Source organism: Rhodanobacter sp. FW106-PBR-R2A-2-24 (assembly GCF_058789615.1).
This window is the reverse complement of the sequence record NZ_JBYTBV010000002.1, coordinates 61,248-82,944: the sequence shown is the minus strand read 5'-3', so window position 1 is coordinate 82,944 and position 21,697 is coordinate 61,248. Positions and strand designations below refer to the sequence as shown.

General features: G+C 61.3%; 15 protein-coding genes and 4 tRNA genes. 1 reads left to right on the top strand and 18 read right to left on the bottom strand.

Features of this window, described 5'->3' with window-relative positions; all coding sequences use genetic code 11:
* Window positions 1-18 precede the first annotated feature (18 nt).
* The 10 genes from AC3WQA_RS01420 to AC3WQA_RS01375 all read right to left on the bottom strand — a co-directional run bounded on the left by AC3WQA_RS01420 (window position 19) and on the right by AC3WQA_RS01375 (window position 9,648).
* Window positions 19-1,923, bottom strand: coding sequence for a SurA N-terminal domain-containing protein (locus tag AC3WQA_RS01420; RefSeq protein WP_492673334.1), 1,905 nt, complete (start codon window positions 1,921-1,923; stop codon window positions 19-21).
* Between the two features lie 102 nt (window positions 1,924-2,025).
* Window positions 2,026-2,102 (bottom strand) — tRNA-Asp (locus tag AC3WQA_RS01415).
* Window positions 2,103-2,111: 9 nt separating this feature from the next.
* Window positions 2,112-2,186: transfer RNA gene (locus tag AC3WQA_RS01410), tRNA-Val, on the bottom strand.
* Between the two features lie 19 nt (window positions 2,187-2,205).
* Entirely contained in the window at window positions 2,206-2,541 is a 336-nt protein-coding gene (locus tag AC3WQA_RS01405; protein WP_492673333.1) for an HU family DNA-binding protein, read from the bottom strand.
* Between the two features lie 238 nt (window positions 2,542-2,779).
* On the bottom strand, window positions 2,780-5,269 hold the full coding sequence (lon, locus tag AC3WQA_RS01400) for an endopeptidase La (protein ID WP_492673332.1): 2,490 nt from the start codon (window positions 5,267-5,269) through the stop codon (window positions 2,780-2,782).
* A 192-nt stretch (window positions 5,270-5,461) separates the two neighbouring features.
* Entirely contained in the window at window positions 5,462-6,751 is a 1,290-nt protein-coding gene (gene clpX / locus AC3WQA_RS01395) for an ATP-dependent Clp protease ATP-binding subunit ClpX (protein ID WP_492673331.1), read from the bottom strand.
* Window positions 6,752-6,870: 119 nt separating this feature from the next.
* A complete protein-coding gene (gene clpP / locus AC3WQA_RS01390) occupies window positions 6,871-7,494 on the bottom strand; it encodes an ATP-dependent Clp endopeptidase proteolytic subunit ClpP (protein WP_492673330.1) in 624 nt (207 codons plus the stop codon).
* 84 nt (window positions 7,495-7,578) lie between these two features.
* The gene (gene tig, locus AC3WQA_RS01385; RefSeq protein WP_492673329.1) at window positions 7,579-8,871 is read right to left on the bottom strand and encodes a trigger factor; all 1,293 of its coding nucleotides are present in this window, start codon (window positions 8,869-8,871) and stop codon (window positions 7,579-7,581) included.
* 82 nt (window positions 8,872-8,953) lie between these two features.
* A tRNA-Leu gene (locus AC3WQA_RS01380) sits at window positions 8,954-9,039 on the bottom strand.
* Window positions 9,040-9,571: 532 nt separating this feature from the next.
* Window positions 9,572-9,648, bottom strand: a tRNA-Ser gene (locus tag AC3WQA_RS01375).
* Between the two features lie 158 nt (window positions 9,649-9,806).
* Between AC3WQA_RS01375 and AC3WQA_RS01370 the strand changes: the two genes are divergently transcribed.
* A complete protein-coding gene (locus tag AC3WQA_RS01370; protein ID WP_492673328.1) occupies window positions 9,807-11,387 on the top strand; it encodes a tyrosine-type recombinase/integrase in 1,581 nt (526 codons plus the stop codon).
* Between the two features lie 62 nt (window positions 11,388-11,449).
* Here AC3WQA_RS01370 and AC3WQA_RS01365 read toward each other — a convergent pair whose 3' ends face one another.
* From AC3WQA_RS01365 to AC3WQA_RS01330, 8 genes are all read right to left on the bottom strand, one after another.
* The gene (locus AC3WQA_RS01365; protein ID WP_492673327.1) at window positions 11,450-12,268 is read right to left on the bottom strand and encodes an abortive infection family protein; all 819 of its coding nucleotides are present in this window, start codon (window positions 12,266-12,268) and stop codon (window positions 11,450-11,452) included.
* Between the two features lie 11 nt (window positions 12,269-12,279).
* The gene (locus AC3WQA_RS01360) at window positions 12,280-13,464 is read right to left on the bottom strand and encodes a GIY-YIG nuclease family protein (RefSeq protein WP_492673326.1); all 1,185 of its coding nucleotides are present in this window, start codon (window positions 13,462-13,464) and stop codon (window positions 12,280-12,282) included.
* Entirely contained in the window at window positions 13,457-15,562 is a 2,106-nt protein-coding gene (locus AC3WQA_RS01355; RefSeq protein WP_492673325.1) for a DEAD/DEAH box helicase, read from the bottom strand. Before AC3WQA_RS01355 ends, AC3WQA_RS01360 begins: the two co-directional genes overlap by 8 nt.
* Window positions 15,559-18,324 carry a DNA methyltransferase gene (locus tag AC3WQA_RS01350; protein ID WP_492673324.1) on the bottom strand — a complete coding sequence of 922 codons (2,766 nt, stop codon included), beginning with the start codon at window positions 18,322-18,324 and terminating at the stop codon, window positions 15,559-15,561. The genes AC3WQA_RS01355 and AC3WQA_RS01350 overlap by 4 nt, the downstream gene beginning before the upstream one ends.
* Before the next feature lie 121 nt (window positions 18,325-18,445).
* Window positions 18,446-19,756 carry a Y-family DNA polymerase gene (locus tag AC3WQA_RS01345; RefSeq protein ID WP_492673323.1) on the bottom strand — a complete coding sequence of 437 codons (1,311 nt, stop codon included), beginning with the start codon at window positions 19,754-19,756 and terminating at the stop codon, window positions 18,446-18,448.
* Complete coding sequence (locus AC3WQA_RS01340) at window positions 19,753-20,061, bottom strand: hypothetical protein (RefSeq protein WP_492673322.1); 309 nt, start codon at window positions 20,059-20,061, stop codon at window positions 19,753-19,755. The genes AC3WQA_RS01345 and AC3WQA_RS01340 overlap by 4 nt, the downstream gene beginning before the upstream one ends.
* 77 nt (window positions 20,062-20,138) lie before the next feature.
* Window positions 20,139-21,050: a DUF2971 domain-containing protein gene (locus AC3WQA_RS01335; protein ID WP_492673321.1), complete on the bottom strand. Its 912-nt coding sequence runs from the start codon at window positions 21,048-21,050 to the stop codon at window positions 20,139-20,141.
* A complete protein-coding gene (locus AC3WQA_RS01330) occupies window positions 21,047-21,643 on the bottom strand; it encodes a LexA family protein (protein ID WP_492673320.1) in 597 nt (198 codons plus the stop codon). The genes AC3WQA_RS01335 and AC3WQA_RS01330 overlap by 4 nt, the downstream gene beginning before the upstream one ends.
* Between the last annotated feature and the right edge of the window lie 54 nt (window positions 21,644-21,697).

Sequence of the window (21,697 nt, the reverse complement as noted above, 5' to 3'; positions counted from 1 at the left end):
TTGCCACCGCCAGATGGATTACATCCGATCCTTGGCGATCTTGATTTCAGTCGTGCGGCGCAGCGCCTTGATCAGCTCGTCGGTGGCCACGGTGCCATAGGCCCGGCCCATCTGCTGGCGCAGCATGTCGAACTGGCCGGGTGGCAGCTTGCTCATGTCCGCGCCCTGCACCTTGTCCACCGCCAGGAGCGCATAACTGCCGTCCTTCATGTCCACCGCGGCGTACTGCGGCTTGCCGTCGACCGGGTGCGGCATGAGGAAGGCCTGATCGCGAAGCGCCACCGGCACATCCACCTGAAAACGGTCGGCCGCCGCCAGCTGCTTCACATCGGCATGGGCGGAAGCCGCCACGGCATCCAGCGACTCGCCCTTGCGCAGGCGCGCCAGGAGGCCGTCGGCCTGCTGCTTGGCCGCCACCTCGACGCGCTGGTCGAGGATGGTCTTGGCGATGGCATCGTGCACCTCGGCCAGCGACTTGGCCGCGGCGGGCACGTGCTTGGCCACACGGATCACCACGGCATCGTCATTGCCCAGCTCGACCAGGCTGGAGTTGTTGCCCTGCACCAGCACGTCGCTGCCGAAAGCAGCCTTGATGACCTTGGGGTTGGCGGCGATACCCGGCCCGCCCTGCTGCGAGAACAGTGGCGTGGTCTGGATGGCGAGGCCCAGCGCCTGGGCGGCCGGCTCCAGCGAAGAGGGATTCTGGTAGGTGTTGTCCGACAGCTTGCCGGCCACTTCGTTGTACTGGCGATCCTTGTCGCCGGCGGTGGCCTCGGCCAGCAACTGGCTGCGCACCTCGGCGAAGGACTTGGCCTCGCCGCTGCGAATGCCGCGCAGCCACAGGATGTCGTAGCCGTCCGGCGTCAGCACGGGCTTGGAAATTTCACCCGGCTTCATCGCGAACATGGCGTTTTCGAAGGCGGCATTGGTCACGCCCTTCTGCAACCAGCCCAGGTCGCCGCCCTGCCGCTTCGAGCCGAGGTCGGCCGAATCCTGCTTGGCCAGGTCGGCGAAGTTGGCTGGGGTGGCCTCGGCAGCAAGCTTGTCGGCCTTGGCCAGCGCGGCCTTCTGCTGTTCCGGCGTGGCGTTCGCCGGCACGTTGACCAAGATATGCGACACCTCGCGCTGCTCGGGCTGCACGAAGCGCTGCTTCTCGCCCTCGTAGCGCTTCATCAGGTCGGCATCGCTGGGTGGCGCCGCCGGCTTGAGCTTGGCGCCGTTCACTTCCAGGTATTGCAGCGACACCTGCTCGGGCGTCATGAAGTCGGCCAGATGCGCCTTGTAGTAATCGGCGATCTGTTTATCGGTGACCGTGGCGTCGGCCGGCTGCGGCCGGGGCAGCAAGGCGTAGCTGAGGTCACGGCGCTGCATGCGCAGGTTGAGGTAACGCTCGACCTCGGCGTTGGTGACGATGGCGCTCGAGCCGATCGCATCGGGTAGTGCCTGGGTGGCCAGCGAGGCGCGCACGTCGCTCTCGAACGTCTCCGGCGTCTTGCGCTGCTCGGCCAGGATGGAGCGGTAGGTGCCCGGGTCGAATTGGCCGTTCAACTGGAAGGCGGGGATCGCTGCGATGTAGTCGCGCACGGCCTGATCCGGCACGCGCACGCCCCAGTCCTCGTTGGCCTTGAGCAAGAGCTGCTGGTCGATCATGCCGTCCAGCACTTTCTGCTTCATGTCCGGTTTCTCGAAGGCATCAGGGTCGAACTTGTCGCCCTGCTCGGACTGCAGCTGCTGGCGCAGCTGGTTCATGCGGTTCTGGAAATCCTGCTGGCTGATCTCGTGCTTGCCCACCTTCGCCACGTAGGTGTCGGCGCGCGACATGATGTAGCCCTCGACGCCGAAGAACGTCATCGCGAAGGTGGCCACACCGAGAACGATGGCGGCTGGCCATCCGTGCATCTTGTTGCGCATTGCCTGCAGCATTGCCTGTCTTCCTGCCTGTTGAACGGCGCGCGCGGCGCGCCTTGCATGAGTCGGAAACCGGGTGAAACGACAAGGGCGCCACTGGGGCGCCCTTGCGAACCGTGGCGGAGCGGACGGGACTCGAACCCGCGACCTCCGGCGTGACAGGCCAGCATTCTAACCAGCTGAACTACCGCTCCACATGTTACTGGTGGGTGCTGTAGGGATCGAACCTACGACCATCGCCTTGTAAGGGCGGCGCTCTACCGCTGAGCTAAGCACCCGCAACCGAGCGCGAGCCGCTCAGTTTAGGGCGTCCTTGAGCGTCTTGCCAGCCTTGAAGGCGGGAACCTTGGAGGCCGCGATCTTGATCGTCTCGTTGGTGCGCGGGTTGCGGCCGGTGCGGGCGGCACGCGCGCGCACGGTGAAGGTGCCGAAACCCACGACAGACACGTCTTCGCCTTTCTTGAGCGACTTCTGCACGACTTCGACGAAGGCGTCGAACGCGCGGCCGGCATCGGCCTTGGTCAACTCGGCCTTCTCGGCGATGGCATTGATCAGATCGGTTTTGTTCATCGAATGCTCCCTGGTACGTTTTGCGGCGGCACGAACCGTGGCATGGCCACGTGCCGCCGTCATGGATGGTGGGTGCCTGCTTGGCGCCGTAACGCAGCCCCGCTTCACGGATACATGCAGCGGAGGCCGAGATTGCGGTTCCGCCTTTATACCAGCGCGTTATCGGCCACCGCAATACAAGCAGGCGCCGGGATTCCAGGCCCAAAGGCATGTTGCGACGCCGGCCGGAACGTGCTTGCCGCACGGTGTGCGCCAATCTGGCCAGACACGCGGCCGGAACAGTACGGCCGCGACCCGGCGATCAATGCGGCCGCGCGTGCGCCTCCGACTCATCGGCCTCGGCGGCCTCCTCGTGCGCCGCCGGTGGGTTCGCCTCGGCGACACGGGGCTCGCTTGGCTGCAAGGGGCGTTCCAACGCAATGTCCAGCACCTCGTCGATCCAACGCACCGGCTTGATCTCCAGCGAAGCGGTGATGTTGGCCGGCATGTCGGCCAGATCCTTCTTGTTGTCCTCGGGAATGATGACCGTGGTGATGCCGCCGCGATGCGCCGCCAGCAGCTTTTCCTTCAGGCCGCCGATCGGCAGCACGCGGCCGCGCAGGGTGATTTCGCCGGTCATTGCCACGTCCGAACGCACCGGCACCTTGGTGAGCGCGGACACCAGCGCGGTGCACATGCCGATGCCGGCGCTGGGGCCGTCCTTGGGCGTGGCGCCTTCGGGCACGTGCACGTGGATATCGAATTTCTTGTGGAACTCGGGATCGATGCCCAGCCGATCCACCCGCGCGCGCACCACCGAGAGCGCCGCCTGGATGGACTCCTTCATCACGTCGCCGAGCTGGCCGGTATGCACCAGTTGCCCCTTGCCGGACACCACCGAGGCCTCGATGCTGAGCAGTTCGCCGCCGACCTGGGTCCAGGCCAGGCCGGTGACCAGGCCCACCTCGTTCTGCTGCTCCTTGCGACCGAAATCGAAGCGGCGCACGCCGAGGTAATGATCGAGGTTGGCCGCATCCACGGTCATCGCCTTGGCCTTGGCTTTTGCGGATTTTGCCGCCGGCTTGGCCGGCTTGCCCTTGACCTTGCGCACCTCGTTCAAGGTCAGCTCCTTCACCACCTTGCGGCAGATCTTGGAGATCTCGCGCTCCAGGTTGCGCACGCCGGACTCGCGCGTGTAGTAACGCACGATGTCGCGCAACGCCCCCTCGGCCACGACGAGCTCCTCCGGCTTCAGGCCGTTCGCCTTGATCTGCTTGGGCAGGAGGTATTTCCGCGCAATGGCCAGTTTCTCGTCTTCGGTATAACCCGGGATGCGGATGACCTCCATGCGGTCGAGCAGCGGGCCGGGGATGTTCAGCGAGTTGGCGGTGGCAATCCACATCACCTCGGAGAGGTCGAGATCGACTTCGAGGTAGTGATCGTTGAAGGCGTGGTTCTGCTCGGGGTCGAGCACTTCCAGCAGCGCCGAGGACGGGTCGCCGCGGAAGTCCATCGACATTTTGTCGATCTCGTCGAGCACGAACAGCGGGTTCTTGCTGCCGACCTTGTTGAGGTTCTGCACGATGCGCCCCGGCATCGAGCCGATATAGGTGCGCCGGTGACCGCGGATCTCCGCCTCGTCGCGCACGCCGCCCAGCGACATGCGAACGAACTTGCGATTGGTGGCCTTGGCGATCGACTGGCCCAGCGAGGTCTTGCCCACGCCGGGCGGGCCGACCAGGCACAGGATAGGCCCCTTCATCTGGGTGACGCGCTGCTGCACGGCGAGGTATTCGAGGATGCGCTCCTTGACCTTCTCCAGGCCGAAGTGGTCGGCGTCCAGCACCTCCTGCGCCATCGCCAGATCCCTGCGCACCTTGTCGCGTTTCTTCCACGGCACGCCGGTCAGCCAGTCGAGGTAATTGCGCACCACGGTGGCCTCGGCCGACATCGGCGACATCTGGCGCAGCTTGCCGAATTCCGCGCGCGCCTTGGCCAGCACCGCCTTGGGCATGCCGGCGTGCTCGATCTTCTTCTGCAGTTCCTCGGCCTCGTTGGGGGCGTCTTCGCCCTCGCCCAGTTCCTTCTGGATCGCCTTCATCTGCTCGTTGAGGTAGTACTCGCGCTGGCTCTTCTCCATCTGCGACTTGACCCGGCCGCGGATACGCTTCTCCACCTGCTGCAAGTCCATCTCGCCGTCGACCAGGCCGATCAGCAGCTCCAGACGCTCGCCCACGTCGGCGATTTCCAGCACCTTCTGCTTGTCGGCCATGCGCACCGACAGGTGCGCGGCGATGGAGTCAGCCACGCGCGAGGGATCTTCGATGCCGGACAGGCTGGCCAGCACTTCAGGCGGCAGCTTGCGACTCTGCTTCACCAGTTGCTCGAACAGTGAGACCAGCGTGCGCGACACCACGTCCAGCTCGCGCTCCTTGGCGCCGTAAACCGGCTCGATCACGCGCGAGCGCGCCACCAGCATGCCATCGTTCTCGTGGCAATCCTCGATGGCCACGCGCGACTGGCCTTCGACCAGCACCTTCACCGTGCCATCGGGGAGTTTCAGGAGTTGCAGCACGCCAGCCAGGGTGCCGATCTCGTGCAGATCGCCCACCGCCGGATCATCGATGTCGGGGCTCTTCTGCGCCACCAGCAGGATTTGCCGCTCGCTTTCCATCGCGCGTTCGAGCGCGCGCATGGATTTGTCGCGACCCACGAACAGCGGGATCACCATGTGCGGGTAGACCACCACGTCGCGCAGCGGCAATACGGGCAGCGCGTCGGGAATGGCGGGCGCGGGGGCGTTCTTGGCCATTGAAAAATTTTCCACGGATCAGGTTGAACGGGGCCGACACTGCGCCGGGCCCCATGTCACGTCAAGTGGCGTCGAAAAGGCGCTGGCACAAGCCAGGCACGCATGCTTTTTTGTACGCAGTGGCCGCAACGAAACGCAAACGGCCCCAGCGCATGCGCCGGGGCCGCCTGGCAAAGCCGCTCCACGCCGCGATCAGGCGGCGCCGCCGTCGCCTGCGGCACGCTGCTGCAGGTTGCCACGATAGATCAGGTAGGGCTCGGCCTGGCCTTCGATCACCGCGTCGTCCACCACCACCTTGCTGACGTGTTCCAGCGAGGGCAGTTCGTACATGGTGTCCAGCAGCACTTGTTCCAGAATGGTGCGCAGGCCGCGCGCACCGGTCTTGCGCTTGAGCGCCTTCTTGGCGATCGCGGTCAGCGCCTCGGGGCGGAATTCCAGTTCCACCTCTTCCATCTCGAACAGCTTCTTGAACTGTTTGGTGACTGCGTTCTTCGGCTCGGTGAGGATCTTCACCAACGCCTCTTCATCGAGCTCATCCAGCGTGGCCACCACCGGCAGGCGACCGACAAACTCGGGGATCAGGCCGAACCGCACCAGGTCGGCAGGCTCCACGTCGGCCAGCGTCTTGCCGAGGTTCTGCGTGCGCTCCTTGCTGCGCACCTCGGCACCGAAACCGATGCCGGTGGTTTCGGAGCGCTGCTGGATCACCCGCTCCAGCCCGGCGAACGCGCCGCCGCAGATGAACAGGATGTTCTTGGTATCGACCTGCAGGAATTCCTGCTGCGGATGCTTGCGCCCGCCCTGCGGCGGCACCGAGGCCAGCGTGCCCTCGATCAGCTTCAACAGCGCCTGCTGCACGCCTTCGCCGGACACGTCGCGGGTGATCGACGGGTTCTCGCTCTTGCGCGAGATCTTGTCGATCTCGTCGATGTAGACGATGCCCGACTGCGCCTTCTCGACGTCGTAGTCGCACTTCTGCAACAGCTTCTGGATGATGTTCTCGACGTCCTCGCCCACGTAACCGGCCTCGGTCAGCGTGGTGGCGTCGGCGATGGTGAACGGCACGTTGAGCAGGCGCGCCAGCGTCTCGGCGAGCAGGGTCTTGCCCGAGCCGGTGGGGCCGATCAACAGGATGTTGGACTTGCCCAGCTCGATGTCGTCGTTCTTCTGGCGCGACTCCATGCGCTTGTAGTGGTTGTACACCGCCACCGCCAGCGCCTTCTTGGCGCGGGTCTGGCCCACAACGTACTGGTCGAGCGACTCACGGATTTCCTTGGGCTTGGGCAGCTGGGTACGACCGGACGCGGCCTTCTCCTCCAGCTCCTCGCGGATGATGTCGTTGCACAGCTCCACGCACTCATCGCAGATGAACACGGACGGACCCGCGATCAGCTTGCGCACTTCGTGCTGGCTCTTGCCGCAGAAAGAACAGTAGAGAATCTTGCCGCTGTCGCTGGATCGCCCCTGCCGGTCGTCGCTCATACTTTCGATTCCGCTGGTGAAACGTGTTGTTGGATCGGGCTGCGGCCCGAGAATAGCACAGGGCTCCGCGCCTGCTGGCAGGCGCGGAGCCCTGTTTCACATCGTGGAGACACCCACTATCAGGCGGACTTGACCGTGTCGACGGCGCGACGATCCAGTACCGCGTCGATCAGGCCGTAGTCGCGGGCCGCCTCGGCGCTCATGAAGTTGTCGCGCTCCATGTCGCGCTCGATCTTCTCCAGCGGCTGGCCGGTGTGCTTGACGTAGATGTCGTTCAAGCGGCGGCGCAGGTAGAGGATTTCCTGGGCCTGGATCTCGATGTCGGTGGCCTGGCCACGCGCGCCGCCCGAGGGCTGGTGGATCATCACGCGCGAATTCGGCAACGAGAAGCGCTTGCCGTGCGCGCCGGCCATCAGCAGCAGCGACGCCGCGCTGCACGCCTGGCCAATGCACATGGTGCTGACGTCAGGCTTGACGTACTGCATGGTGTCGTAGATCGCCAGGCCCGCGGTGACTACGCCGCCAGGGCTGTTGATGTACAGGTGGATGTCCTTGTCCGGATTTTCCGACTCCAGGAACAGCATCTGCGCCACCAGCAGGTTGGCCACCTGGTCGTTGACCTCGCCCACCAGGAAGATCACCCGCTCCTTGAGCAGGCGCGAATAGATGTCGTAGGAGCGCTCGCCGCGGGCGGTCTGTTCGACCACCATTGGCACCAGATTGAGGTTGTGGATCGGTTCCATGGTGCTTGCGCTCTCTGCGTGATGTGCCTTGAGTATGACACCGGGCCCGGCTCGCGCCAGACCCGGCATCGGGTGCGCGCGCGATCAGGCGCCCGTGGGGCGCATCACCTCGTCGAAGCTCAGCTCGAGCACGGTGGTATCGGCATGTTCAGCCACCCACTCGGCCACCTGGTCTTCCATCACGCGGTTCTGCAGCCCGGACATCAACTGGGGGTCGCCGTTGTAAAGTTCAACGACCTTCTCCGGCTCCTCGTAGGTCGAGGCGATCGCGGCGAGCTGCTCGGCCACGCGCTTGCGGTCGATCTTGAGCTCCTGCTTGCGAGCGATCTCGCCCATCAGCAGGCCGGCGATCACGCGCTTGCGCGCCATCGGCAACGCGGCATCGACCAGCTGTTGCGGCGCCTGCTGGCCGCGCGGCACGCTGCCGGCCGCCATGGCGCGGGCCTCGGACTGCACCATCAGCTTGGGCACGTCCAGCCCGTCGTAGGCATCGGCGAGCTTCTCGGCCACTTCGGACTTGAGCTTGCCCATCAGCGCGGCCTTCAGCTCGCGCTCCAGGTTGGCGCGCACCTCCTTGCGGAAGTGCTCCAGATCGCCATCGGCCACGCCAAACAGCTTGGCGAACTCAGCGTCGATCTCGGGCAGCTTGGGCTCCTGCACCTTGACGATCTGGAAGCTCACCTTGGCGGCCTTGCCGGCCAGGTTCTCGTTGCGGAAATCCGCTGGGAATTCGATCTCGGCCTCGTAGCTGTCGTCAGCCCGGTGGCCGACCAGTGCCTCGTCCAGTGCCTTGAACAGGTTGCCCGCGCCCAGCACGCTTCCAGCGCGCTCCAGGCCCTCGGCCGGGAAGCGGTAGTCGCCGACCTGCGCGGCGTACTCGAACATCACGAAGTCGCCCTCGGCCGAGGCCCGCTCCACCAGTTCAAAGCTGCGACGCTGCTGGCGCAGGGTATCCAGCATTTTCTCCACGTCGGCGTCGGCCACGGCGGCTTGCGGCCGCTTGATGCCGAGTTTCGCCACGTCGATCTCGGGGAACTGCGGCATCACCTCGAAGGTGGCGGTGTAGGCAAACTCACCATTCTCCGGCGCGCCGGTGGTGTCGATGGCGGGGTTGGCGACCGGCTGCAGCTTCTCCTGCGTCACCGCCTCGCGCAGCGTGCTGCCAATCAGGTCGGAGAGCACCTCACCACGCACCTGCTCGCCGAAACGCTGTTTGATGACGCCGACCGGCACCTTGCCCGGGCGGAAGCCCTTCAGGCGCACCGTGCGACCCAGCTCCGCGATGCGGGCGCTCACCTGCGACTCGTAGCGCTCCGCGGGAAACTTCACCGTGAGCTTGCGCTCGAGCGTGCCGATGTTCTCAACCGAAACCTGCATGACGACTCCTGGAACCTGAATGTGATGGCGTCGTTCCGACGCACTGGCGGCAACCATTCGGCGCCGGGAAACCATCGTGGGTTGGTGCGAAAGGCGGGACTCGAACCCGCACGGGGGTTACCCGCCAGAACCTAAATCTGGTGCGTCTACCAGTTCCGCCACTTTCGCCTCGTGCCACGGCCAGCAAGGCCGCAGCCTAAGTCGATGATTACCCAACGCTAAAGAGAGCCATTGTAAGGTGCCGCCGAACCGCTGCACAAGACGCCACCAGCAGCTTGTAGCTGCCTGTGGGTCATGCCCTCTTTTCCGAAGGGGCTGGCATGGAAGTGGCGATGGCGCCGGCGGACCGCCGCGGACCAGTGCCGTCGTCAGCATGCGCTCGCAGCGGGCACGGATGATGCCGTATTGCGGGGCATCGAGCCCCGGGATGCTGCCTGGCGCAGTGGCGGCCCGCGTGGCGCGATCCGCCGACCTGCTGCTCCAGCGTCGTGCGGCCGGCCTTCTTCAGCTTGCCGCGCAACCGCGGCAGCTTGTCATCCAGCCGCGGCCGCGTGCTCCTTGGCTGGCGCGTGCATCGAATCCGACGGGCGCCAGCCGGCAGCCCGCACGCGAATGCTCAAAGAATGTACGGAGTCTTACTCGGGATTTTATCCCGGCTAAAAAAACAGGCACCCGGCTTGCGCTGGGTGCCTGTTTCGATTGGTGGGCCGTGAAAGATTCGAACTTTCGACCAATTGATTAAGAGACAAATGCAAAGAATTATTTGACCCTTGTCCCGCATCTCTCATGGAACGGACAGCACACTATTTCAATGACTTAGCGAAATCTACCAGGAATGAAGGGTTGTGAAAAAGCACGACAGATGGGGTCCATACGGGGTCCAAGTTTTGATGTAACCTGCGGCTCACCACTTCCGTTTCGGTGACTCCTTATCTATGCGCCTTTCGATCCAAGTTGAGCTTGATGATGCGCTGGCCGCGGCCGTGAGCTTCGATCAGTGGCCCGTCGTGCCGGCGCAGTGGAAGAAGGGGAAGTTGGTGACCGAACCAACACCGCCCGGCATCAAAGAATGGGCGATCCTCGACACGAAGCGACCGGGGCTTTCCTTGCGTGTGACGCCGAAGGCTGTGTCGTGGTCTGTGCGACGCAAGCGCCCGAAGGGTTCAGAGACCTGGCGCAAAAATTTGGGCGACCCGCCCGGCATGAAAGTAAAGGTTGCCCGCGCGCTGGCCGATGAATGGTTCGCTTACATCGTTGTCCACAAGCGCAACCCCGATCACGACACCCGGAAGGACGCACAAGCGGAGACGGAAATCCGTCGCGCCCGCAAATACACCTTTGGCGAGCTCTACCTCGACTTCATCAAAAATAGCGAGGCACGGGTCAAGATGAAAGACCTTCGCCCCACGACCGTCACGGATCAGAAGGCCGTGGTGAAGTGGCTGCGAGACCAGCCCATCTGGCAGGTGCCCGTGGCCGACCTCAGCCCGGAGCACGCCGAAAAACTTTTCGCCCAGTGGTTCGTGGATGCTGACAACGCGCGCATCGCCAAAGACACCAAGCAGAGTCTCCCTGTGGTCGAACACACCCTGCCCCTCGACTTGGCTGCGGCGCACAAGGCCCTGGCTCACGCTCGCGCTGCCTGGAATTTCACCAAGGCACGCAAACAAGCCATCAATCCCATCTCCGCCTGGGCGTCCGGGAAGAAACTCCCGCCGGTTCCCCGACGCCAGACCGTGCTGAGAATCAACGAAGCCTCCGGCCAGGCGTGGTTGAAGGAACTGGTTGACCAGCGTGATTCCGAGGACGCCCTCCTGTCCGTGACGGCAGACTACGTCCTGGTGGCGACCCTCTGGGGCGGCAGAAAATCAGAGACCGCCGCCTTGCGGTGGTGTGACGTGTTTTTCAGCGATCAAGCCGCGCGCTTCATCGGTGAAACCACGAAGAACGGCCAAGACCATTGGGTCCCGTTGACTTCATGGTGCGATGACGTGCTCGCCGCTCGACGTGCGAAGAGCGAGGCGCTGAAATGGCCGGTTGGTCCCCTTGATCCCGTGTTCTACTCGCCGGACACGAAAGACCATCGGATCGGCGATTACCGGCCGCTCACCCGGCTCCTGGAAAAGAAGACCCGTCCACCTGACAAACTCCTGGAAGAGAAGTCAGGGGTATGGATCACCCTGCACGACCTGCGCCGCACCTTGGCATCCAGCGTCTTCGGAACGGTGAAGGACCTGGGCACGGTCGCCGTCGCTCTTGGGCACAAGTCAGACCGCGAAGTCACCATGGGGTATCTCGAACGTCAGCAGGCATTGGCAGCCTTGCGCGAGATTTATGCCGCGCGCGAGAAGAAACTCCGGGTGCTGATCGGACTGGACCAGGCGCCGAACATGGATGAGCTCTCCAAGGACAAGCGCGTCGAAATTCAAATGATCCGGTCACTCATGAAAACCGCAGGCCTGGACAACCTCACTCCGGAACAACAGGCCGCGCTGTTTTTCGAGCCCAAGACCTGACGGGGTGTGCACCCGTCAGGATCATCGACGTTAGCTTTGGACAGACGATTTAAGAACAACACTCAGAAAGGGATCGTTTCATCGTCCCAAGGCGGCACGACCGGCACCTGTGCTTTGCGCAGCAGTTGAGCCTCATGAGCCTTGATGAAACGCACGGTGCTGGCCACGTGATTGAAGATCAACAAGGCCTCGTCGTAGCCCAAGATGGTGTTGTCATGCGCCATCGAGTGGTTGTTGCGCACGTGGTTGAAGGCCTCGAAGTGGGCGATGCTCGACTTCAAGATCCGTTCGGCCATGTCGGAGCCGATCTTGCCCTGCTCTTTCAACACCTTCACATAGGCACCCACTAAGCCGTTCAACGGCACGTTGCGATCCAGCTGCAGCCCGTGGTCATCGCAGAGCTTCCGAAAGAATTTCACGACGAAGGTGTGGAGGCGATCGAGGCCAGTTTCGGGTTGGTTCTTTTCGATGGCCTCTCGTGCTGCCTTGGCCACGGCCTCGAAATCACGGTCATCGGTTTCAGCGGCAATGGCGGCCAGATCGGCAACGGGCTGCCCAGCTGAAATTCGAGTGAGCACGGCTTCGTATCCGGCCACCAACTTGTCGTCGGCAACTGCGTGCCATGCCTCATCCTTGGCTAATTGGAGCAGCGCGGTGAGGCACTTAGCCACCACCCAGTTGTCTTCCTGATCCCAGAAGCTCCGCATCCGCCAGGCCTTGGAACCACTTTGAATTCTGAAACGCGGATCATCAATGTCTCGGTCCACCTCTTCGGCAAAGAACCGGGCATAGGTGCGGTCGCTGAAATTCAGCACATAGCCTGAGCCCATGCCCAGAAAGGTTTCGAGTGCCCGGCGTTCCTTTGGGGTTAGATCTGACATAGAGGCACCCCTTAGATCGGCTTCAGACTCGCGGTTTGCGGGTCATACACCACCTGGGTGATCGTGCCATCGAGGATGCGCTGCACCGCCTCATCAATCGCCGGAAGAGGCACCACGAACCACTCCCGTGGTCGAACCGGCTTGCCGAACCGATCTTCGATCTGGATGTCGAGCTGTGCCGACGCGAAAAGGCGGTGGAAGATGTTTTCTAACTTCACGCGATTGATGTTGGACAGTTTGTAGGTGGCCACCACTTCAACCTTGGCCAACAGGTAGGTGGGGTCGTTCACCGCGTCAGAGATTCGCGTTTCGACCTTGCCTCCCGTGATGCCGATCTTATGGAGCGTCTTGCGGTATTGAGCAATGAAAGGATTTTCTGACAGGCTGCGCAGCACATAAATTGTGCCGCTGGCGATGTCCTCCTTCTCAATAGCATCGCCGAACAGAGGGCCCACTTCCGTGTTGGAATCCGATATGCGTCGGCCGGTGGGGTCTTTGTAGAGCGCGCGTTGCAAGGAACGCTGCAACAGGTCACTTTCAGTGCCGTTGGAGAAGATCACACGCATCCGGGCATCCGGGGTTCCATTCGGTGTGCGGAATGTCTCGCCCATTTCGGCGATGTAGACCGTCTGCCCTGTCAGGATGAAGAAATTGCCCACTTCCACACTGGCATCCCGCCGGAAGCGGATGGTCTTGCGCGAGCCCGATTTGAGCTCGCGTTCGGCTTGCTCGAACAAAGGCTGGAACCGCTCGAAGTCTTCGCACCGTGCTCGTTGTGCGATGTCTTCCGCGGCCTTCCGCTCCTCGAAGGTGCGGACGTGCCGGAGATGAGTGATGTCATCTCCGCCACCGATGCCAAGTTCAGCCATCAAAGAGTCATCGTCCAGCGCTTCGACTTGTTCGGGTGCCAACACGTGCGGGGCCTCGGCCAGCAGACCGTGCGCGTCGAGGGGAGCCAGCAGGGCATGCACATGGGACATGGCACGGAGACGGTCCAGGCGCACGGCATAGAGCCGCTCGAAAATTTCGCGGTCTTCGCCATGTTCAGGCGCCCGGCCGTGGGTTTCAACAAACCGAAGGATTTCCTCGAAACCCGCAAGGATGCGCTCCTCCTGAGGGGTGTGCGCACTGGACTTAATCGGCGTGATTTCGAGGCCGAGTTCGGCCAACAGGTCATCGTCTTCCTGATTAGCCATTCGCCCCTGCCTTGGCCTCAGCAGCCTTCTCTTGTGCCTTGTAACGCAGGAATGCGGCGACGCCCTCCGCCATCTTCTGCTCCCAGGCATCGGGAGAGTTGATGTCGGGCAGGCGCCCCTTTTCGCTCTTGAACAACGCGGCGCGCTTGGTTAGGTCACGGGCTTCTTCAAACGAGAGGGCCACTCGCTTGCCGGCAATGCTCGCCTGCACCTGGCGGAGCACCTTTTCATCCATGGCCTTGGCCAACACCGCATAGGCGGCGTCGAACGGGTTGATGCGGTCGATCAGGTCAATGTCGAGATCGCGGACGTTGACGAACTTTCGCACCCCTTCAATCAAAGACGTGTTGCCTTGCTCACCCTTGGCATCCCCCTCGGCCAGCTGCTGCTTCGCTTGCTGGGTAACATTGAGCACCGCGATAGCGTGTTGGCGCACGGCCTCCTGGTCTTCGTCACTGAGGTTGGGGTAACGATCACGCACAATCTTGCCCATCGCCACCTGGGTGATCTCTTCCGGCAACGTGTTTTCCTTATCGAACAGACCGCGCTCCAAGGCGCTTTTGTCCTGAATGAACGTGGTGATCACCTCGTTCAAATCTTCCTTGCAGATGCGCTGGGCTTCGTGAGTTTTCGGTGCGACCAAGCCATTGATTTCGACATGCACCTCACCGGTGGTGCTGTTCACTCCGACGTTGGTTTTCCCTTCCTGGTAGCCGCCATCGCCGTATTCGAACCCTTCCTTAGGGCCCTGGTTTTTCGGGGTGAATTCGAAGCGCGGTGCCAGGACTTGCTCCATCAGCAAGCTGGCTGCGATGGCTTTCAAGGTGTCGTTGACCGCATCCACGACCGTGGCTTCGTCGGCGGTGGGTTCCGCGATCAGATTGGTGAAGCGCGACCGTTCCTTGCCCGGGGCATCACGGGTGGCGCGGCCGATGATCTGCACAATCTCGGTGAGGCTGCTCCGGTAGCCAATCGTCAGTGCATGTTCGCACCAGATCCAGTCGAAACCTTCCTTGGCCATCCCCAAGGCGATGATCACGTCTACGTGGTCTCGATTGTCTTTCTGCGCAGGGTCTTTCAGCGCAGTCAGGACCTTGGATCGTTGCACGGCATTGCTGTCGTCCACCAGGTCGGCCACCTTAATAACCCGGCCATCTCTCAACTCGATGAGATGGAACCCGGTGACCTCATCCTGACCCTTCCAGGACCCCAGGTTACTCATGATTTCTTCCACCTCGCGGTGTTTGTCCTTGAGGCTTTCGCGCGCGTTGACGTTGGGGATGTGGATAATGGTTTTGAGCGACGGATCAAGAACTTTCATGATCGCGTCGATGTAACGGCCCGTGTAGAAGAAGTATCCGATGTCCAGGGACTTCAAATAGGTGTAGCCGTTGAGCTGCTCGTAGTAGGTGTAGGTGACCGTTTCGAACCGGGTCTCATCCCTTGGCGATAACACGGCCACCGCATCACCACGGAAGTAAGAACCGGTCATAGCTACAACGTGCACGGATCCGCGTTCGATCAACTGCGTGAGCTGACTGCCCAACTTGTTGTCCGGGTTGCTGCTCACGTGATGGAATTCGTCAATCGCGATCAGCCGGTTGTCGAAGGCCTCAATGCCGTATTCCTCCACCGCAAAGCGGAAGGTGGCATGGGTGCAGACCAGGGTCTGATCCGCGCTGGTCAAGAATTCGCCCACTGCCTTGATCTTGGACTTGGCGACCTTCCCGTTGTCCTCACCCGGAGCGTTGCAGAGGTTCCACTGCGGCCGCACCACCCAATCGGCCCAGAATCCAAACTTGGAAAGGGGCTCGTCCGCAAAGCTTCCACCGATCGAGCGTTCGGGCACGACGATGATGGCCTGCTTCAAGCCCTGGTTGTGGACCTTGTCCAAAGCAATGAACATCAAGGCGCGAGACTTACCGGAGGCCGGTGGCGACTTGATCAGGAGGTATTGCTCACCGCGCTTGGCGTAGGCGCGCTCCTGCATGGGGCGCATGCCGAGTGCGTTGACCTTACTGGACGCACCGGTGCGCGCCGTGGTGATGGAAACCGACGGAACCGTGCGCTGATTGGTCGGGTTGCTGTCCGTGCTCATTTGGCTTTGGCCCCTTTCTTCGGCTTGCCCTGGGCCGCCGTCATCTTGGTGTAGAGATCAAAGAGCTTTTCCAGGCGCTCGGTGTCGTTGCGGAACCGGCGGCCGATGTAAATGCGTTCCAGGATTTCGTCATTCTTCTCATGAGCCCGTCTCAAATCCTGAGGCATATCCTCCGGGTCGTAGAGATCAGCGATCGTCGCTGGGAAGTGAGCCTCGCGCGCCAACAAGATGTCCTGGGCACATTCGGTTAGGTCTGCCTTGTTTTGCTCGGTCAACGTGGGCACCGGAAAGGTGTTCCAGCCCAGCGTGTTCGAGTAGGAGAACCGCATTTCCAGTCGAACGCAGACCGCGCTAATCCAGACCCAATGTAATCTGGAAGCGATAAGTGCCATATTCCATAGCGGCGCATCGTAGAGCGCAAAATTTCTATCTCCCACCACGAAGTCTGAGCTGAGGTAATCCACCGGCAGATACGGGCGATTTTCAGACGAAACACGGGGAACCACGATTACAGTAGCCGTCGCCGACCCCGCGATTTGCACAAATCGATGCGATTGCTTGGCAAAAGCGCGTGTGGACTCCGCATCCGAGTGTCTGCGGTTCTCTGCCACTAATTTTAGTCGATTGGCGACAAAATCGCTTTGTTGCGCATCACGCACGTCACGATCTTCGATCCATAGGCAATATCGCTGCCTGCCATTGATTAGTTCGTCTGAGCCAACAAACCGCCTGATGAAACGTCTTGCGACGGGATCTTCCAATGAGATCCTAGTGGCGAGATCCGAGTCCAAAAAGAGGTTGCCACCGTCCCGGGGCATGTTCCCGAAGAGCATCGGCGATTGTTCACCGATGGGTGTGCTCGCCTTTTGCACATAGGCCATGCTGTCGGGCACTAAGTATGGCCCGATCACCGAACATTGCTTGACTAGATCATCTTGAAACAGCCGCTTGGTTACCGTGGACTTCTTTCCAATTCCAACAATGACGACCGTGACGCCCGCGTTGTTGCTTGCGAGGTTTGCCCACTTAAAGGAAGTATGTGCAAAGCGGATCTCGCATCCACGCTCGAACGCAGTCGGCCATACTTCAATGGCCTGTTGACCCTGGCATATGCTATTGGTTGCCACAAAGGCGCACACCGCTTCAGGAACTTGGTCAACGTAATCGAAGAACCTCGCAAACCAACCTGTCACAAAATCGGTGGTCTTCGCCAATTTAGGGTGCTTGGACCAAGCATTGGCCAAATCGGCTTTCTGCTCGTCGGTTTGCCATTTGCTTCCCTTGTAAGGCGGATTTCCGCAGATGTAGGTTTCCCCGCCCTCGTTCTCGAAGTCCACTTCGGCTTGATCCGTGGGCGCACTGAGAAGATCATCACCAACGACACGCACGCTTTTCCCTGATGGCTGAAATAGGTTCAACCAATCGAGCCGCAGCGCGTTTCCGCAGGTGATCCAGTTTTCCGAGTCGAGCGGCAGCACATCCGCAAGCGCCTCCTTTTGGCCCCTGTATAGAACGTCGCACTGAAACTTGGCGATCACAAGCGACAATCGTGCGATCTCGGCGGGGAAATTGCGTATCTCGATACCACGGAAGTTGGTGAGCGGGATCTCCGTGCGCATATCTATCTCACCGCGGCGGCGGTTGATCTCAGCCTCGATCGCGCGCAGATGCTTGTAGGCGATCACCAAGAAATTGCCGCTGCCACATGCCGGATCAAACACGCGGATGCGCGACATCCGTTTGCGCAGGTTGAGGAGCTTGGCCTTGTTATCTCCCACCGCCTCCAACTGTGCCCGGAGGTCATCCAGGAACAGGGGATTCAGGACTTTCAGAATGTTGGGCACACTGGTGTAGTGCATCCCTAACGAGCCGCGCTCCTCGTCATCTGCGACCGCCTGGATCATGGAGCCGAAGATGTCCGGATTGATCTGGGCCCAGTTGAGCTCACCCGTCCGCAGCAGATACGAACGCGCGGTGCGGCTGAACGTCGGCACGTCTGTGCCACTGGCGAATAGGCCGCCGTTGACGTAGGGAAACTGCTCTGCCCAGCTCGGCAACTTGGCGCCTGGCCGTTCGCGGGTCGAAACATTCATGGCCTTGAAGATGGTTTCGAGCACTTCATGGGTGTTCGAGCCATCGGAGTCGGCAACCTGCTCCATGGTGCGCGTGAAGATGCTGCTGCCGTGGAAGATGTCCGTGTCTTCGGCGAAATAGCAGAACACCAAGCGCGCCATGAAATGGTTCATGTCCGGCCGGCGTTCGTCGGTCGCCCACTCCGGGTTGTTCTTCAACAGCTCGACATAGAGCTTGTTGAGCCGCCCCGTCGCCTTGACGTCGATGGGGTTTTCCTTGATCTCCTTGACGGTCGAAATGCCCGCCAAGGACAGGAAAAACGCGAAGTGATCGGCGAACCGCGGGAAGTCACACGCGAGGACCTCGCCACTGCCCAGTTCTTCAGCTTCGAGGGTCACCCCATCCGTGGCCAGAATGAATTTGGCCTTGGCCTGGCCGGTCCTGGGACTGGCACGGAGCGTGCGGAGGGTGTGTGGCACGTCCCCTTCGGCGCAGACCGCAAGGTGGATGTTGTTGTGTTGCAACAGGCCGCCGGGGACATCCGACTTATTGGTGTCCCCTTTCCTCAGCCGTTTGAGGGTGACGTCCTTGTTGCCCAAGGCTTCCAGGAAGAAAAACGGAAACTCAACCGGGTCAAACGGCTGTGCGGCAAGGTCTGAGAGGGCTTCTTCAATTTCTACCGCGTTCATCATTCGGCCTGCGTGGGCGTCCGTGTCAGCACAATCGGGCAATTATTGCCGGAATATCCCATACCCACACGCGGCAATTTTGACGGTCGGCCCGGGGCGTTGCTGCCATTGGGCTGGCCCATCAAGACACCACCCGGAGCTCCTGCCAGTTGGTCGTGTAAGCGGGGCTGAGCATGCCTCGGTTCATCGTCCAATCCCGGTGGCCTTTCACCCCAGCACTGCCCACGCCCATGGTGCCCCTGCCCCATTTCCCGTTCGCCTTGTCCAGCACGCCCATCAGTTTCTCGCGCCGCAAATCCTGAGCTGGCGGCTGTGCATCGAAAAGCGAGCCCTGGGTCATCCCACGCGGCCGGATGTCGTCTAGCATCACGCCAGCTTTGACGTAGCGATAGCCCGCCCGGAACACGGCTTCCAGAACGGCCGCGGCCCAAGCTGCGATCACGGCCGTGTCATCGCTGGCCACGGGCATCGCAACGCTGCGCATCGGGGTGTATTGCGGATCCTGTGGCCGAAACACGTTGGTCTGGATCCACACGCCCACCCGCCCGGCCACGCTGCCCTGCTGGCGAAGTTTTTCCGCCGCGCGGTTGGCGTGGAACCGGATGGGTTCGGCCAGCTGATCGAGGGTGTAGAGCGGCCCGCCGAAACTGCGCGAGGCAATGATCTGTTGCTTGGCCGGTGGCTCCGTTTCCCAGGCCATGCAACTGACGCCTTGCAGTTCGCTGACCGTGCGTTCCACGACCACCGAAAAGCGTTCGCGAATCCGCTTCGGATCACACCGACGCAAGTCGGCCGCGGTTTTCACCCCGCCCTGCATCAGCTGCGCGGACAACTTGTGGCCGATGCCCCAGACATCCCGAACTTCGACCTGGCCAAGCACGTCGTTCAGTTCGGTTTCGGATACCGCGGTGAGGTCGCACACGCCTCCCCACCGCGGCTGCTTCTTCGCACAATTGTTCGCCATCTTGGCGAGTGTCTTGGTCGCACCGAACCCCACGCACACCGGCAACCCCGTCCAGCGCTTCACGCGATCGCGGATCACGCGGCCGGTGGCGGTGGCGTCGTCCAGGCGATGGTGAGTGAAGTCGAGGAAGCATTCATCTATCGAATACACCTCCTGGTCGGGCGCGGGCACGAACTGGCCGAGCACGTCCATGAAGCGACGTGAGAGGTCCCCATACAGGGTGTAATTCGAGCTGAAAGCCACTAGGCCGTGCTTCTTCGCCAGGTCCTTGATCTGAAACCATGGCACGCCCATGGCGATGCCGAGTTTCTTCACCATGCTGTCGCGGGCGACCACGCACCCGTCGTTGTTGCTGAGAACAACCACGGGCACGTTTTCCAGATCGGGCCGAAACACCCGTTCGCAACTGCAATAGAACGAATTGGCATCGACCAGTGCGATGCGTCGCGTAATTGGCATCCCATTCATGACACTGGTGGGCGCCAGTTACCTATGATCTCATCGGTGCCAAGATCGTATTGCAACAAAAGACGCTCGACGCCAAGGCTTCGAATGTTGTAAAGCGTGTGCACCTGTTGGCTTGCGGCAGGCGGACAGGCAAGTTGATCGAGCTCAGTCAAGTCGTAGCTCAACCCTGTGTTCAGCAATCGGTAGTCGGTGATGTTCAGAGCCATGCAGTCTGCGGTTTCGAACGAAAAGGAATACCACGTGCCATTTGCTATGCAGGTGGTGAGTTCTTTCTCGTCGTAGGGTTCATATATTTTATTTTTCATGTCTATCTCCTTTCTTTGTAGACGTAGTATTTATACGTCTGCATGACACGTGAAATCGGCTGTCTTTCCTGGTTGGGTTACGCCAATCGCCTGATTTCAACCCGATACCGCTGCTTGGCTGCTGCCGCGACATACATGGCCGGCCGCACCCCATATCGCCGCTTGCGTTCGTCCATCAATCCCAGCACATAGGCCTTGTCTGCGTCGGAGACGCGCATGCCAAAGATCACGGCACCCATTGCCTCCGGCGCGAAGTGTCGATGGGTGTTCGGTTCTTCTAGTGCCACGATGCGCCATTCTTCTTCGTAAGCCCAATCGCTGGACTTGCGCATGATCGGCAACACTGTTCGTGACTCGGCCGGATCCAAGATGTCGTCAAGCACTGGATAGGTATCGCAGTATTCGACCGGGTGAGCGATCAGCGCGTCCAGATCCATCACCGGCCGAAGTTGAACGCATATCCCGGTGTGGTCTTGCGCGTAGTGCGCCCACAACAGCGGACTGGTCGCATTGGTGCCGAGCGCGCACACGCCGACGGTTTCCAGTATCCGCAGATTGCCTTGCCTGGCACGCTCTTCGATCCTCGTGGGATCGGACACATCCTCACTGTCCACTTTTAGCTTCGCATCCTGGCTGTTGAAGCCCAGTTCGCGGTATTTACGTTCCAACGCCTGGCGCAGTTCCGCACCACGATAGGGGACGACATAATCTGCACGGCCTTCGAACGGGTCGTTGAATGCCGAAACCTTTCCCAGCCACAACCGGTTGTGGAGTAAGAATTCTTCCAAGCGAGCGCGTTTGACCGCCTCATCCGCCAAAGGAATCGCGCGGTATTTGTAGAGGCTCCTAGGCATGCCCATCTTTTTCAGGAACACACGTTTCTGAAATGGACTCAGGCGCTGCCACAAGGCCAGCGTCCGTTCCAAGCCAGCGCTCGACTGTTGATACAAAAGCCCGGCGCGCGAAGATCCTCGCTTCATGGCTTTCACCGCCCTCCCCGTCGGAAATTCCGAAGGCAACTGGTCACCACGCCCCAAATCATCAGCTCATCCCCGTCTTCCATCACGATGGGTTGGAAGTGAGGGTTTTCCGGGATCAATGCGAGCTTGCCTTCCATCGTCCCAAGCCGCTTGATGGTCAAATCGTTGTTCAACACGGCCACCACGACATCGCCTTGGTGAGGCTCCAAGGCGCGATCCACCACAATGCGATCGCCATCGAAGATGCCGGCGTTGTGCATGCTCCAACCCTTCACCCGAAGCACGAAAGTGGATGCCTCGTGGCCTTGGATGATGAGCTCGGAATTAAGGTCGATCGCATCGTCGATGTAGTCGGTGGCGGGGCTGGGGAAGCCCGCGGCGACTCTCGATGAAAAGGCGATCAGGTGGATGGCCGACGGCTGCTGAGTGATCGGGCGTGGCGCCTCGGCTTTCGTGTCTTGGCGGTAGGCATCGAGATACGCCACCACGGTTTCCACCTGGCTTTCAGGCACCCGAACGGGCGTGGTGGGCTCGCCAAACGAGCCTGAGCCGGGCTTGCGGCCGGCGCCGGGCCGGAAACCGCCGTGATCGGGGGGAGACATGGTGAATTCTTGATTTCTGAACGAAAATCAAGATTACCACCGGTGCCGTCTCAC